This window comes from Pseudomonas sp. CIP-10 (assembly GCF_020911845.1).
Lineage (GTDB): Bacteria > Pseudomonadota > Gammaproteobacteria > Pseudomonadales > Pseudomonadaceae > Aquipseudomonas > Aquipseudomonas alloputida.
This window is the reverse complement of record NZ_CP087160.1, coordinates 5,666,346-5,681,052: the sequence shown is the minus strand read 5'-3', so window position 1 is coordinate 5,681,052 and position 14,707 is coordinate 5,666,346. Positions and strand designations below refer to the sequence as shown.

Below are 14,707 nucleotides of genomic sequence, written 5' to 3'. Positions count from 1 at the left end.
AAGGCCCTTTCGCGGGGGCGCCCGCTCCCACAGGTATGGCGCTGCCCGCGAGAGCGACGCGGTACCTGTGGGAGCGGGCGTGCCCGCGAAGGGGCCGGTACCGGATAGCGCCGATCAGATTAACGCTTGGCCAGACTCAGCTGTTGCTGCTCTTTCGGCAGCACCCGTTTGGCCACCACGTAGTGCTTCTGCCAGTAAGGCTTGCTCAAGGTGTCGATACTCACCCGCTTGCCACGGCGTGGCGCGTGGATGAAGCGGTCGTTACCCAGGTAGATGGCGACGTGATTGACCCGACGGCTCTTGATGTTGAAGAAGATCAGGTCGCCAGGCTTCAGATCACCCTTGGCCACCTTCACCCCATGGCCCTGGGCCATGGCATTGGAGGTGCGCGGCAGGTCGACGTCGGCGACGTCGTTGAAGGCGTATTTGACCAGCCCGCTGCAGTCAAAGCCTTTTTTCGGGCTGCTGCCGCCCCAAACATAAGGGGTACCGAGCACATTTACCGCACGGCTCAGCACATCGCTGCTTTGCTTCGGCGACATGGCGGCGACATTCGCACCGCGGTTGCTGACGGCATTGCTTGGGCGGGCGCGCAGCGCGGTCTGCTTGGCGGGTGCGTGTTTCACCGACGCGTTGGTCGTGTAGCCGGTGAAACCATTGGGAAGACGTTGCTCACGATTGGTGGCGTGGGCGGCCAGGGGCAATAATAGGCAGAGGGTCAGCCATGTCTTGATCAAAGGCGGCATAGATGAAGCTCTTATGAATAGTTATGTGTTGGGCGCGCAACTTTATAACAGCTTTTTGATCAGTTATTGATCCGTTGGTCGTTTGCCTAGGCGCCGTATGTCGGGTAGCGACGAGAAAGTCACATTTTTTCTTAGAAAATTTTCGGATAACCCACGGGGGCTATGAATGAACAGTTATCAACAGGGGGTGCCCTTTCACGACACCCACAGCAAAACCATTGGCTACCTGCTGTGGATTTTCGGCTTCACCGGGTCCCATCGTTTCTATTACGGCAGGCCGATTACCGGGACCATCTGGTTCTTCACCTTCGGCTTGCTGGGCATTGGTTGGTTGATTGACCTGTTCCTGATCCCGTCCATGGACCGTGAAGCCGACCTGAGGTTTCAGTCCGGGCGTATCGACTACAACATCGCCTGGATTCTGCTGACCTTCCTGGGGGTGTTTGGCCTGCACCGGCTGTATCAGGGCAAATGGATCACCGCGATCATCTACTTCTTTACCGGCGGGTTGTTCCTGGTGGGGGTGCTGTATGACTTCTGGACGTTGAACAGCCAGGTGTCCGAGAGGAATGCGGGGCGGGGCTGACGGTACCGGGGCTGTTTTAGAGCCCATTCAGGGGCAAGCCAGCCCCCCATGAAAAAGGCCTTGTCGCGCCGCCGCGGCAAGGCCTTCTTTGTTACTGGCGGGTCTGCCGCTGTTGCAGCAACAGGTTGCTGAATCCGGCCCCAGCCAGCTGCTTCTGTGCCCCGGTCAACTGCTCGCGGTTGCTGAACGGCCCGACCAGCACGCGGTACCAGGTTTCATCCTTGACCGTGCCCGACTCCACTTTCACGGACTGGCCCAGCAGGATGATCTGTGCCCGTACCTTGTCAGCATCGGCCTGCTTGCGGAACGAGCCGGCCTGAAGGAAGTACTGCGTGGTCGCCGCCGGCTTGATCACGGGCGGTGGCGGCGGCGGGGTCTGGCCGAGCAGCGCTGCCTGGGCCCTCGCCGTGTCGATTTTTGCCGCTTCTGCTGGTGTCACCGGGGTTACCGGCTGGGCCGGCACCGGTGGCGTTTTCTCCGGTACGGCTTCCGGCGGCACGATCACCTCAGACTCCGGCAGCAGGGTGTAGAAGTCGTACTTCGGCTTCACCGGCTGTTGCGGGGTAGCTTGCGCGGGCTTGCCGGCTTCGGCCGTTTTCGCCGGTTTCTCCTGCTCGGGCTTGGTGCGCTTGATGTCATCGCCACCGGGTTCGAGCTTCATCAGGAACACGATGAACGCGCCTACGGTCAGGCCGACCGCCAGCCATACCCAGCCGGGGATCGGCTGTTTGGCCGGTGCCGTCTGGCGGCTGGCGCCGCGTTTCGGGGCAGGTTTTTTCTTGGCAGCCAACTTACATGCGCTCCAGGGTTTCCAGGCCGAGCAGTTCCAGACCTTGTTTGAGGGTGCGGCCGGTCAGGGCGGCCAGGCGCAGCCGGCTCTGCTGCTGCGAAGGGGTTTCGGCAGCGAGGATCGGGCAGTTCTCGTAGAAGCTCGAGAACAGGCCGGCCAAGTCGTACAGGTAGCTGCACAATACGTGCGGCGTGCCTTTTTCGGCGACGTTGTTGAGGATTTCGCCAAACTGCGCCAGGCGCGCGGCCAAGTCCTGCTCGTGGGCTGCGTGCAGCACGATTTTGCCGTCGACTTCGTCAAAGCCTTTGCCCAGCTTGCGGAACACGCCGGCTACGCGGGTGTAAGCGTACAGCAGGTAAGGGGCGGTGTTGCCTTCGAAGTTGAGCATCAGCTCGAAGTTGAAGCTGTAGTCGCTGGTGCGGTGCTTGGACAGGTCGGCGTATTTCACCGCGCCAATGCCCACCACCTCGCCGATGTGGCGCAGTTCGTCGTCGGCCAGGCTCGGGTTCTTTTCCTTGACCAGCGCGTAGGCGCGCTCCTTGGCCTCGGTGAGCAGGTCGATCAGCTTCACGGTGCCGCCGTCACGGGTCTTGAACGGGCGGCCGTCGGCGCCGTTCATGGTGCCGAAGCCCATGTGCTCCATTTGCATCGGGTGGCCGACGAAGCCAGCGCGGCGGGCTACTTCGAACACCTGATTGAAGTGCAGGGCCTGGCGCTGGTCGACGAAGTACAGTGCGCGGTCAGCCTTCAACACGTTGCTGCGGTAACGCACGGCAGCCAGGTCGGTGGTGGCGTACAGATAGCCGCCGTCAGCCTTCTGCACGATCACCGGCAGGGGGTCGCCTTCGCTGTTCTTGAACTCGTCGAGGAACACGCATTGGGCGCCCTGGTCTTCGACCAGCAGGCCCTTGGCCTTGAGGTCGGCCACCACGTTGGCCAAGTCGTCGTTGTAGGCGCTTTCGCCCATCACGTCGGCCATGGTCAGTTTGACGTTGAGCAGCTCGTAGGTCTTCTGGCAGTGCGACAGCGAGATGTCCTTGAAGCGTGTCCAAAGGGCCAGGCACTCGGGGTCACCGGCTTGCAGCTTGACCACCAGGCCGCGGGCGCGAGTGGCGAACTCTTCCGATTCATCGAAGCGTTTCTTCGCCGCGCGGTAGAAGTTTTCCAGGTCCGACAGCTCGTCGCTGGTGATCGGGTTTTCCTGCAGGTAGGCCATCAGCATGCCGAACTGGGTACCCCAGTCGCCGACGTGGTTCTGGCGGATGACGTTGTCGCCCAGGAACTCCAGCACGCGCGCAACGCTGTCGCCGATGATGGTCGAGCGCAGGTGGCCGACGTGCATTTCCTTGGCCAGGTTGGGCGCCGACATGTCGATCACCACCTTTTGCGCCGGGCCGGCTTTGCGTGCACCCAGGTGGGCGTCGGCCAGAGCGGCATCCAGGCGGTTGGCCAGGGCGTCGGTGTTCTGGAAGAAGTTGAGGAAGCCGGGGCCTGCAATCTCGACCTTGCTGATGTCGGCGCTGGCCGGCAGGGCGTTGATCAGTTTTTCGGCGAGGTCGCGCGGCTTCATGCCGGCCGGCTTGGCCAGCATCATGGCGATGTTGCTGGCGAAGTCGCCGTGGGTCTTGTCCCGGGCGTTTTCCACCTGGATCGCCGGCGACAGCCCTTCAGGCAGCACACCGTCGGTGACGAGTTGGGTGAGGGCTTGCTGGATCAGCTGGCGAATGGTGTCTTTCATGGGGATCTCTTTTCGACCGCAAGCGCGGTGAGCGCCTGGATGCGCAGGTGGAAAAACTGGGCATTATCCGTTGCCGGGAGCAGGTTGCCAACCTTTGGGCGGCAAGCTGGGGGCCACAAGCGGCAAGAAAAAGCGGCATCGCACCCGCCCGGCGCTTGCTTGCCGCTGGTCACTCGCAGCTTGCAGCTCAATACAGGTCTACCGGGTCGACATCCAGCGACCAGCGCACCTGGCGCCCGCTCGGCAACTGTTCCAACACTAGCAACCAGGCGCTGATCAGTCGATGCAACGGCGCCCGGGTATTGGCCTGTATCAACAATTGTGCGCGGAATCGTCCGGCGCGGCGCTCCATGGGCGCCGGTACCGGGCCCAGCAGTTCGATGCCCGGCAGGTGCTGTTCGGCCACCAGGCGCTCGGCGGCGGCACAGGCTTCGTCGAGGAAACCTTCGGCCTGCCCCGGCTTGTGTGCTTCGGCACGCAGCAAGGCCAGGTGCGAGTAGGGCGGCAGCCCGGCGGCTCGGCGTTCGTCCAGGGCCTGTTCGGCGAAGGCGAAGTAGCCTTGCTCGGTTAGCTGGACCAACAGTGGGTGGTCGGCCAGGTGGGTCTGGATGATGACCTTGCCGGGCTCTTCGGCCCGCCCGGCCCGCCCGGCCACCTGTACGATAAGTTGTGCCATGCGCTCGCTGGCGCGGAAGTCACCGGAAAACAGCCCGCCATCGGCATCAAGGATGGCCACCAGGGTCACCCGCGGGAAGTGGTGGCCCTTGGCGAGCATCTGGGTGCCGACGAGGATGCTTGGCTGGCCGCGCTGGATGGTGCTGAACAGGTTGTGCATGGCGTCCTTGCGCGCCGTGCTGTCGCGGTCCACGCGCAGGATCGGGTAATCCGGGAACAGCACCTTCAGGCGCTCTTCGGCGCGCTCGGTACCGGCACCGACCGGGCGCAGGTCGACGTGGTTGCATTGCGGGCACTGGTGCGGCAGGCGTTCGTCATAGCCACAGTGGTGGCAGCGCAGCACGCCGGAGCGCTGGTGCACGGTCATGCGCGCATCGCAGCGTGGGCATTCGGACAGCCAGCCACAATCGTGGCACAGCAAGGTTGGGGCAAAGCCGCGGCGGTTGAGGAACACCAGCACTTGTTGGCCAGCTTCCAGGGTCTGTCGGATAGCCTGCTGCAGCGGGCCACTGATGCCGCTGTCCAGTGGCAGGCTCTTCACATCAAGGCGCAGCATGCGCGGCGGGCGTGCCCCCCCGGCGCGTTGGTTCATACGCAGCAGGCGGTAGCGGCCGGTCAGGGCGTTGTGCAGGGTTTCCAGTGACGGTGTGGCGGAGCCGAGCAGGATCGGGATGTTCTCCTGGTGAGCGCGTACCAGTGCCAGGTCGCGGGCGTGGTACCGCAGGCCTTCCTGCTGTTTATAGGAGCCGTCGTGCTCTTCGTCGATGATGATCAGGCCGGGGTTTTTCATCGGCGTGAACAATGCCGAGCGGGTGCCGATGATGATATCGGCCTCGCCGTCCCGTGCCGCCAGCCAGGCATCCAGGCGTTCGCGGTCGTTCACCGCAGAGTGCAGCAGGGCAATGCGCGCGTTGAAGCGTTGCTCGAAGCGCGCCAGGGTTTGCGGGCCGAGGTTGATCTCCGGGATCAGCACCAGCGCCTGCTTGCCGGCCTCCAGGGTTTCGCGGATCAGTTGCAGGTAGACCTCGGTCTTGCCACTGCCGGTGACGCCGGCCAGCAAGAACGCGCCGAAACCGCCAAAGCCCTCGCACACGGCGTCGAAGGCATCGCGTTGCTCTTCGTTGAGGGGGAGTTCCGGCTGTGCCAGCCAGTGCTCATGGCGCAGGGCCGGCAAGTGGCGGCGCGTCTCGATCTGCACCAGATCCTTGGCCAGCAGCAGGTCGAGGCTGTCCTTGTTCAGGTTGAGTTTGGCCAGCAGGCTGTGGGCCACGCCGTGCGGGTGCTGGGCCAGGGTCTTGAGGGTGTCGCGCTGGCGCGGCGCGCGGGCGATGCGCGGGTCCTCCAGGCGGGCGCCAGGGGCGATGTGCCAGAAGCGTTCCTGGCGCATTTCGGCGGCTTCACCCTGGCGCAGTAGCGTGGGCAGCGCCCAGCTCAGGGTATCGCCCAGGCTGTGCTGGTAGTACTGGGCGGTCCACAGGCACAGCTTGAACAGCGACGCGGGGATGGGGGACACCGGGTCGAGCAGGGCAGTGGCCGGCTTCAGTTTGTCGGCGGGCACTTCGCTCTGCGTGCACACCTCTATCAGCACACCGATCATTTCGCGGCGGCCAAAGGGCACGCGGATGCGCATGCCAGGGGTCAAGGTCTGGCGCGCCATGCTCGCCGGCGCCTTGTAGTCGAACAGGCGGCGCAGCGGAGAGGGCAGGGCAAGGCGCAGGATGACGTCGGACACGCGGAAAGTCTCGGAGGGCGTTACAAGGACTGGCGAGCCTAGCAGACGACGGTCGGTGCAAGCGACATCTTGCGCTGACGGTGTGCTCTGGTATTATTCGCCGCCTAATTACGTGCGGTATTCAACAATTGGTGTTGGGTGGCGGCACGCAGCTCGAGGAAGTGACCATGAAAGAAGGTATCCACCCGAACTACGAAGTAGTTGCAGTCACCTGCAGCTGCGGTAACAAGTTCGAAACTCGTTCGACCCTGGGCAACGTCCTGTCGATCGACGTTTGCAACCTGTGCCACCCGTTCTACACCGGTAAGCAGAAAGTTCTGGACACCGGTGGTCGCGTACAGAAGTTCGCCGATCGCTTCGGCATGTTCGGTGCCAAGAAGTAATCATGCGCAGGGCGAATCCTTCGGGCTTCGCATTGTTGCTGAAGAAGGCGTCCCTTGTGGGCGCCTTTTTTGTGGGCGTTATCTGGCATTTCCCGGTCCTGGCGTTCTGCCCACAGCCGGATAATCCCCAATGGGTAGCGGTACGACAGGTGGTTGATGGCGACACCTTGCGTCTGGTCGATGGCCGCAGTGTGCGGCTGATCGGTATCAATGCCCCGGAAATAGGCCGCAAGGGGCGTACCAGTGAGCCCTATGCCGAAGCTGCCAGGCGGCGATTGCAGGCCTTGGTAAAGGCCAATGACGATCGTGTCGGGCTGGTGCCTGGTGTTGAAGGTAAGGACAAGTACGGTCGCACACTGGCGCACATCTACAGCCGCAATGGCGACAATCTGGAAGCACAATTGCTTAGCGAGGGCTTGGGCTACCGCGTGGCCATTGCCCCTAATGTGCGTTTCAGTGGTTGCCAGCAGCTTGCCGAACAAGTAGCGCGCCAGGCTGGCGTTGGCCTGTGGCGGCGTTCGCCCGTAGTGGCTGCAAGCGATGTCAGGCAGTCAGGTTTCGCTGTTGTGCGTGGTCGTATCGAAGGCATCGAGCGAAATCGTGGTGGGGTCTGGCTTACCCTGGGCGGTACCCTGGTACTGCAGGTTCCCGCTCGTCTGCAGCGCAACTTCCCTGCCAGCTTCTTCGATAATCTCAAGGGACGCCAGGTCGAAGCGCGCGGCTGGGTGCTGGATCGTTCCCGCAGGGGTGGCCTCAAGCCCGGGCAGCGACGTTGGGTGTTGCCATTGACCGATCCAAGCATGTTGGAGCGCATTTCAGGTTAAAAGATGTAGACATTTCGCTACGAGATTGTACACACTGTTGGTCGTATGCCCCCGTGGGTTGTAGCGTAAAGTCGTAGGCTAAAGGCCTTGACACAAGTGACCGGCCAGTCTTGTGGCTCCCCGGCTCTTTGCGTATCCTCGGCGGTCCGTCAGAACAGTAAATAGCGGAATGCCCACCATGTCAGACCTGAAAACCGCCGCTCTCGAATATCACGCTCAACCTCGTCCGGGGAAACTGAGCGTTGAACTCTCCAAGCCCACTGCCACCGCCCGTGACCTCGCCCTGGCCTACAGCCCAGGTGTTGCAGAGCCGGTGCGCGAAATTGGCCGTGATCCAGAGCTGGCTTACAAATACACCGGCAAAGGCAACCTGGTTGCGGTGATTTCCGATGGCACTGCCATCCTCGGTCTGGGTGACCTCGGCCCACTGGCTTCCAAGCCGGTCATGGAAGGCAAGGGTGTTCTGTTCAAGCGTTTCGCCGGTATCGATGTGTTCGACATCGAAGTCGAATCGGAAAGCCCGCAAGCGTTCATCGACACCGTTCGCCGCATTTCGATCACCTTCGGTGGCATCAACCTTGAAGACATCAAGGCGCCTGAGTGCTTTGAAATCGAACGTACCCTGATCGAACAGTGCGACATCCCGGTGTTCCACGATGACCAGCACGGTACTGCCATCGTGACTGCCGCCGGCATGATCAACGCCCTGGAAATCGCTGGCAAGAAACTGGAAGACGCCAAGATCGTCTGCCTGGGCGCCGGCGCTGCTGCCATTTCCTGCATGAAGCTGCTGGTAAGCATGGGTGCGAAGGTCGAGAACATCTTCATGATCGACCGTAGTGGCGTGATCCACGCTGGCCGTGACGACCTGAACCAGTACAAGGCGCAGTTCGCCCACGCGACCGACAAGCGCACCCTGGCCGACGCCCTTGACGGTGCCGACGTGTTCGTAGGTCTGTCTGGCCCGAACCTGCTGAGCCCGGAAGGCCTGAAGTCGATGGCTGCCAACCCGATCGTGTTCGCCTGCTCGAACCCGGACCCGGAAATCTCGCCAGAGCTGGCGCACGCCACTCGCAACGACGTGATCATGGCGACCGGTCGTTCCGACTACCCGAACCAGGTCAACAACGTACTGGGCTTCCCGTTCATCTTCCGTGGTGCTCTGGACGTTCGCGCCAAGCGTATCAACGAAGAGATGAAGATCGCTGCCGCTATCGCCCTGAAAGACCTGGCCAAGCTGCCAGTGCCGAAGGAAGTTTGCGAAGCCTATGGCGTTGAAGGCCTGGAGTTCGGCCGTGAGTACATCATTCCGAAGCCGCTGGATGCACGCTTGATCACCGTCGTTTCCGATGCTGTGGCCAAGGCTGCCATCGAATCCGGCGTGGCTACCCTGCCATATCCGAAGCACTACCCGCTGACCAGCGTGGATGAAGTGTTCAACGGCTGATTGCCGCAAGCGACATAAAAAAGCCCCGGCTCGCATGAGCCGGGGCTTTTTGTTGGGGCTTGGGAATGTGTCAGGGCTGCAAGGTGTTCGTCAGGGCACTTGTGGCGCCTATCAGATCGAGCGCCGCCCGCGCGGCGCATCGCGACGCAAGGCCGCTTGTGTCTTGATGGGGGATTAGAATCTGGAGTGAGAGCGGTGAATGGCAAGCTGAATGCCGTAGGTGCCTTGAGCACGTGTGGGAGCACAAGCTGCCATTCACCGTTCCACTTTGGCGAGAGCCCGAACAGTTGGATGCGGCTCTGATCTCGAATCACAAGCGTGGGCCAAGCCAAAGTCCTCTCACTGTGTTGAGTTTAGGAGGTTTTGGTGATGGCTTCCTTCTTGGGTATCGATGTTTCCAGTCTCTCCCTTGATGCTGCGGTGCGGCCACAGGGCATCAAAATGCATTTAAGCAATGATCCCACAGGCTTTGAGGCGCTACTGGAGAGCCTTCGCAAGCTCAGTATCAAGCGCGTCCTGTTAGAGGCGACGGGTGGCTACGAGCGAGATGTCATGCGTTTTCTACAGGACGCTGGCTACAAGGTCATACGCGTTAATCCCAGGCGAGCCAGGTCATTCGCTGACTCTCTAGGCATCAAGGCCAAGACTGACGCCATCGACGCCGAGGTTCTGGCGCACTATGCCGAAGTCATTCCAGATCAACCCTCCCTGCGAATCAGCCCCGAACGAGCGCTTCTGCGAGAGTTGCTTCAGCAACGTGATCGGTTGGTTCAACAGCGAGATGACGACCTGCGGCGCCTGAAGCAGGTGCAATCGACTGCAGTTGCTAACTACCTGAATGCCAACCTGAAACACTTCAAAGCGCAGATCAAACTGGTTGAGCGTGAGATCGAACAGCAAACCGCGATGCTGAACGACGAACGGGTTACCCAACTGATTAAAGTGAAAGGCATTGGGATGGTGACAGCGGGCAAGCTAGTAGCGCTGCTGCCGGAGCTGGGTCGGGTTGAATCCAGAGAAATTGCCTCCCTGGTCGGAGTGGCGCCCTTCAACCACGACAGCGGGAAATTCATGGGCAAGCGCTCTATCTCTGGCGGACGATTTGCGGTCAGGCGATCGCTGTACATGGCATGCCTTGTGGCGATGAGATACAACCCAGCACTCAAGGCTCGTTATCAGTCACTGCGGGAGCGCGGAAAACTTCCCAAAGTCGCTATCGTGGCCTGCATGAGAACGTTCATCGTGCGGTTAAATGCCATGCTCAGAACGGGTACATCATGGCTCGATCTAGTGCTACCGCAGCCTGAAAGTACAACGTAAATCCAGAACGCAGCGTGAGCCGCGTGGAAGCGGGCTTGCCCGCGAAGCCAACACCGTGGTGGATTGCACGGGCTTCGCCCGTGTTCGCGGGCAAGCCCGCTCCCACAGGGAAGGCGCCAGCTTTTAGAAATTGAGCAAGACAGTTGCTCCCACATTTGTTGCAACGTGGCCATGCCTGTGCGGCCATGGTTGTCAGCCTTGCTGGCATGACTGGATTTGGAGGTGGGCATTGATGCCGCCCCGCCTGTCTCAAGGCATGCACCCAGGCGGGCAACCATGGCCTGGCAGGTTCGGCACGTTGCAGCAGATGTGGGAGCGGCCTTGCGTCGCGATGCGCCGCGCGGGCGGCGCTCGATTCACGCGCCCACGCAAAACCTGAGTCAGGCGCCCTGCCTTAGAACAGATCCATCGGCGTCGCTTCATCGGCTGGCAGCGGGCTGCCCGGTGCCGCGCCATTGCCCAGCTCGTCCACCGACGGCGGCGAATCTTCGGCTTTGAACAGCTCGAAGTAGGCATTCGGTGTGCCCGGCGATGCCGCGCGCCCGCTGACCGGGTCGACGCGCAAGCTGAGAATGCCCTCCGGCTCTGCCGGGGCATGCGCAGGCTTGTCCTTGAGCGCCGCGCCCATGAAGTTCATCCAGATCGGCAGTGCCGCAGTCCCGCCATATTCGCGGCGGCCGAGGGTTTCCGGTTGGTCGAAGCCGACCCAAACGGTAGTCACGTAATCGGCGTTGTAACCGGAGAACCAGGCGTCCTTGGATTCGTTGGTCGTACCTGTCTTGCCCGCCAGGTCGGTGCGGCCCAAGGCCAGCGCCCGGCGGCCGGTGCCGCGCTTGATCACGTCCTGCAGCATGCTGGTGAGGATGTAGGTGGTACGCCCGTCGATGATCTGTTCGGCCACTGCCGGCGCTTGCGGTGCCGCGGCCACCTGGCTCAAGGCAGAAGGTGCTTCGCCCGGCATGGCCGCAGTGCTGATTGGCTGCTCGGGTGCGGCCAGGCCCGCCTGGTCTTGGGCACCTTGCGGTACGCGGGCCGGGTTGGCGGTGAACAGTGTCTCGCCGCTGCGGCTCTCGATGCGCTCGATCAGGTACGGGGTGATCTTGTACCCACCGTTGGCAAAGGTGCTCCAGCCGGTGGCGATTTCCATCGGGGTCAGGGTGGCGGTGCCCAGGGCCAGCGACAGGTTGCGCGGCAGGTCCTGCTTGTTGAAGCCAAACTTGGCGATGTAGTCGATGGTGCGGTCCACGCCCATGGCTTGCAGCAGGCGGATCGACACCAGGTTACGTGACTTGTACAGCGCCTCACGCATGCGGATAGGGCCGAGGAAGGTGTTGGTATCGTTCTTCGGTCGCCACACTTTATCCACCGACTCGTCAACGAACACGATCGGCGCATCGTTGACCAGACTGGAAGCGGTGTAGCCGCTGTCCAGCGCGGCGCTGTAGATGAAGGGTTTGAAACTCGAGCCCGGTTGGCGCTTGGCCTGCACGGCGCGGTTGTAATTGCTCTGTTCGAACGAGAAACCGCCGACCAGGGCGCGGATGGCGCCGTTGTTCGGGTCGAGGGTGACCAGGGCACTCTGCGCAACGGGCACCTGGCTGAACTTCAATGTGCCATCGTCAAGGCGTTGCAGGCGCACCAGGTCACCGACCTGGGCCACGTCGGCCGGCAATTGCGGTGAACGGCCCTGGGCGTTGTTGTTGATGAACGGGCGCGCCCATTTCATGGTGTCCCAGGCAACCTGCGCCTCTTGGCCGTCACGGGTCAGCACCTTGAGGCCGGTGTGTTCCACCTGGGTGACAATGGCTGGCTCCAGGCCGCCAAGGGTGCGTTGCTTGCCCAGCTCCTGCAGCCAGGCTGCGTGGGTGCGGCCCGGGAAGCGTGCTTCAGGGCCACGGTAGCCGTGGCGCTCATCGTAATCGGAGAGGCCCTTGAGGACGGCCTTGTTGGCCATTTCCTGCATGTCGCTAGGCACGGTGGTCGTGACGCGGAAGCCTTCGGTGTAGGCGTCGCTGCCGTAGCGGCCGACCATTTCCGCGCGGGCCATTTCGGCGATGTACGGGGCATTCACCTCAGGCGTCGGCACGTGATAGCTGGCGTTGAGCGGCTCGGCCAGGGCGGCCTCATAGCTGGCCTGGTCGATCTTGCCTAGCTTGTACATGCGCCCAAGGATCCAGTCGCGGCGCTCTTTGGCGCGCACCGGGTTGGCCAGCGGGTTGAAGCGCGACGGTGCCTTGGGCAGGCCGGCGATCATCGCCATCTGCGCCAGGCTCACGTCACGGATGGACTTGCCGTAATACACCTGTGCTGCTGCATCGATACCGTAGGCGCGGTTGCCCAGGTAGATCTTGTTCACGTACAGCTCAAGGATTTCGTCCTTGGTCAGCTCACGCTCGATCTGCAGGGCCAGCAGGATTTCGTTGGTCTTGCGTGAGAAGCTGCGTTCGCTGGTGAGGAAGAAGTTCTTCGCCACCTGCATGGTGATGGTGCTGCCGCCGGTCTGGATATGACCGGTTTTCACCAGCTGGGTCGCGGCGCGCATCAGGCTGCTGGGGTCGACACCGTAGTGGTTGAGGAAATTGTCGTCCTCGGCTGACAGCAGCGCCTGAATGAATTGTGGGGGAATTTCCGCGAAGCGGATCGGCGAGCGGCGCATTTCGCCGAATTCGGCAATCAGCTTGCCATCGCTGCTGTACACCCTGAGGGGGATCTGCAACTGGATGCTTCTGAGGGACTCGACCGAGGGCAGGCTGGGGCTAAGATACAGAAACGCACCGCTCACACCGAGTACGAGCGCGCAGATGACTGCGACGGAAGACCACCAGAAGAACTTCAGCAGACGTATCAAGGCTTTTCGGTGTCCAGGTTGGGAGTGGATTGCACGCAGGTCCGGTGGACCAAAAAACGCTGGGCATTATAAGCATTTTTCGCCTCTCCGGGTGACCGGCCAGGCTACCCGTCGACTCGATGAGTAGCCCCGGCTCGGTGTTGCCGCGGGGTTGCGACAGGTGGCTGCGCTTGGCAGCTGCAACAGACAGCAAAGGAGTCGCGATGTTTGGACGCTTCGGCAAGGATGCCGGTTCACTGGTGGGGGTGGAAATCACGCCCGACGCCGTTCGGATAATGCAACTGCAGCAGCGCAATCGACGCTGGCGTGTGATGGGGTCGGCACAAGAGCTGTTTCAGGCGCCGCTGGCCGATGACTGGGCTGAGGCGCCTGGGGTGGTGGTGGCTGCGCTGCAGCGCGCTTACCGGCGCAGCGGCCTCAGGCAACGCCGGGTAGCGCTGGCACTGCCGGCCAGTCAGGTTATCTGCAAGTTGTGCTATCTGCCGGTGGAGCAGAGCGGGGCGCAGTTGGAGGCACAACTGCTTGCCGATGCAGAGCGGCTGTTTCCGTTTCCGCTGGAAGACCTGGCCTTGGATTTTCAGGTCATGGGGGCTTCCCATGACCAGCCAGGTTGCTCAGAGGTAATGGTTGCTGCCTGTCGACAGAGTGCGCTGGCGTCACTCGAAGCCGTCGTCGAGGAGGCGGGCTTGCAGTTGGAAGCCGTCGAGGTCGACACCATTGCCTTGTGCCGCATGTTGCCACAGGGTGGCCTTGAGGGAGCAGCGCTGCTGCGTGTCGAAACCCACAGTGTAACGCTTCATGACTGGCAGCCAGGCAGGGTGTACCAGCGCTGTGAACTACAAACGACTGGCCCGGATATGAACGGGCAATGGTCAGAGCGCCTGCAGGCTTTACTTGCCAGGCAGAGCCTGCCTGCGGGGTTGTGGGTTGCCAGCAGCTCATCGATCAATCCGGGCTGGCTGCAAGGCCTTGGCAGCCGGCTGAATGTGCGGTGCACGTACCTGCCTGGGCTGGCAGGGCTTGAGCATGTTGATGGGGCGATGCTCCTGGCCTGCGCCTTGGCCTTGGGAGGTTTGCGCCCATGATGCGACTGAACCTTCTACCCTGGCGCGAACGGCAGCGTCAGGCGGCGCTGCGGCGCTTTCGAGGCCAGCTGGTGGGTGGTGCACTCTTGGCTTTGTGCGCCGTGATGCTGGTCGATCAGCTGGCCCGCCAACGCGGGCATCAGCAGGTGCTGGCCAATACCCAGCGCCAAGCGACCCTTGATGCACAGGATGAGCAGTTGCAGCCGCTGGCCGACGTGCGTGCACAGCATGAAGCGCTACTTGCCCGGGCGGTGGCCCTGGAAGGCCTGCGCGCCCATCAGGGAGTATTGGCCGGTGTCTTCGCCGACCTTGAAGGGGCGTTGCCTGAAGGTGTGCAGTTACTTGACCTGAGCCTTGATAGTGGCCGCTTGCAGATGACAGGGGTGGCTGCGTCCGGTGCTGTGGTTGCTCAGTTCATGCGCGACTTGAACCGCTCGAGCGTTTTGCTCGATCTGGAACTCAAACGCATCAAGAGCCTGCCGGACGGCGATGAGTTTCTGCTGACCGCTCGCGTTGCGGCGTTCTGGTCGTGA

Annotated in this window: 12 protein-coding genes; 7 read left to right on the top strand and 5 right to left on the bottom strand. The window is 62.1% G+C overall.

What is annotated here, in order from left to right; all coding sequences use genetic code 11:
* Positions 1 to 119: 119 nt before the first annotated feature.
* Positions 120 to 746, bottom strand: coding sequence for a C40 family peptidase (locus tag LMH93_RS25535; RefSeq protein WP_003249118.1), 627 nt, complete (start codon positions 744 to 746; stop codon positions 120 to 122).
* A 166-nt stretch (positions 747 to 912) separates the two neighbouring features.
* Here LMH93_RS25535 and LMH93_RS25530 point away from each other — a divergent pair, with 166 nt between their 5' ends.
* Positions 913 to 1,332 carry an NINE protein gene (locus LMH93_RS25530; RefSeq protein ID WP_003249120.1) on the top strand — a complete coding sequence of 140 codons (420 nt, stop codon included), beginning with the start codon at positions 913 to 915 and terminating at the stop codon, positions 1,330 to 1,332.
* Between the two features lie 91 nt (positions 1,333 to 1,423).
* Here LMH93_RS25530 and LMH93_RS25525 read toward each other — a convergent pair whose 3' ends face one another.
* The 3 genes from LMH93_RS25525 to LMH93_RS25515 form a co-directional block, all read right to left on the bottom strand.
* On the bottom strand, positions 1,424 to 2,122 hold the full coding sequence (locus LMH93_RS25525; RefSeq protein WP_003249122.1) for an SPOR domain-containing protein: 699 nt from the start codon (positions 2,120 to 2,122) through the stop codon (positions 1,424 to 1,426).
* Between the two features lies 1 nt (position 2,123).
* Positions 2,124 to 3,860, bottom strand: a complete 1,737-nt coding sequence (gene argS / locus LMH93_RS25520; protein ID WP_003249124.1) for an arginine--tRNA ligase — start codon at positions 3,858 to 3,860, stop codon at positions 2,124 to 2,126.
* A gap of 187 nt (positions 3,861 to 4,047) precedes the next feature.
* Positions 4,048 to 6,267: a primosomal protein N' gene (locus tag LMH93_RS25515; RefSeq protein WP_230064724.1), complete on the bottom strand. Its 2,220-nt coding sequence runs from the start codon at positions 6,265 to 6,267 to the stop codon at positions 4,048 to 4,050.
* Between the two features lie 167 nt (positions 6,268 to 6,434).
* Between LMH93_RS25515 and rpmE the strand changes: the two genes are divergently transcribed.
* The 4 genes from rpmE to LMH93_RS25495 all read left to right on the top strand — a co-directional run bounded on the left by rpmE (position 6,435) and on the right by LMH93_RS25495 (position 10,241).
* The gene (rpmE, locus tag LMH93_RS25510; protein ID WP_003249127.1) at positions 6,435 to 6,650 is read left to right on the top strand and encodes a 50S ribosomal protein L31; all 216 of its coding nucleotides are present in this window, start codon (positions 6,435 to 6,437) and stop codon (positions 6,648 to 6,650) included.
* A gap of 2 nt (positions 6,651 to 6,652) precedes the next feature.
* Positions 6,653 to 7,474 carry a thermonuclease family protein gene (locus LMH93_RS25505; protein WP_185279804.1) on the top strand — a complete coding sequence of 274 codons (822 nt, stop codon included), beginning with the start codon at positions 6,653 to 6,655 and terminating at the stop codon, positions 7,472 to 7,474.
* A gap of 178 nt (positions 7,475 to 7,652) precedes the next feature.
* Positions 7,653 to 8,921 (top strand): malic enzyme-like NAD(P)-binding protein, encoded by a 1,269-nt coding sequence (locus LMH93_RS25500; protein ID WP_003249133.1) that lies wholly within the window; start codon positions 7,653 to 7,655, stop codon positions 8,919 to 8,921.
* A 369-nt stretch (positions 8,922 to 9,290) separates the two neighbouring features.
* Positions 9,291 to 10,241, top strand: a complete 951-nt coding sequence (locus LMH93_RS25495) for an IS110 family transposase (RefSeq protein WP_004577666.1) — start codon at positions 9,291 to 9,293, stop codon at positions 10,239 to 10,241.
* 394 nt (positions 10,242 to 10,635) lie between these two features.
* On the opposite strand, the gene LMH93_RS25490 is transcribed toward LMH93_RS25495, so the two are convergent.
* Complete coding sequence (locus LMH93_RS25490; RefSeq protein WP_371914699.1) at positions 10,636 to 13,086, bottom strand: penicillin-binding protein 1A; 2,451 nt, start codon at positions 13,084 to 13,086, stop codon at positions 10,636 to 10,638.
* Positions 13,087 to 13,292: 206 nt separating this feature from the next.
* On the opposite strand from LMH93_RS25490, the gene pilM reads away from it, so the two are divergent.
* Both pilM and LMH93_RS25480 read left to right on the top strand, forming a co-directional pair.
* On the top strand, positions 13,293 to 14,174 hold the full coding sequence (gene pilM, locus LMH93_RS25485) for a type IV pilus biogenesis protein PilM (protein ID WP_230064723.1): 882 nt from the start codon (positions 13,293 to 13,295) through the stop codon (positions 14,172 to 14,174).
* Entirely contained in the window at positions 14,171 to 14,707 is a 537-nt protein-coding gene (locus tag LMH93_RS25480) for a PilN domain-containing protein (RefSeq protein WP_098089508.1), read from the top strand. Before pilM ends, LMH93_RS25480 begins: the two co-directional genes overlap by 4 nt.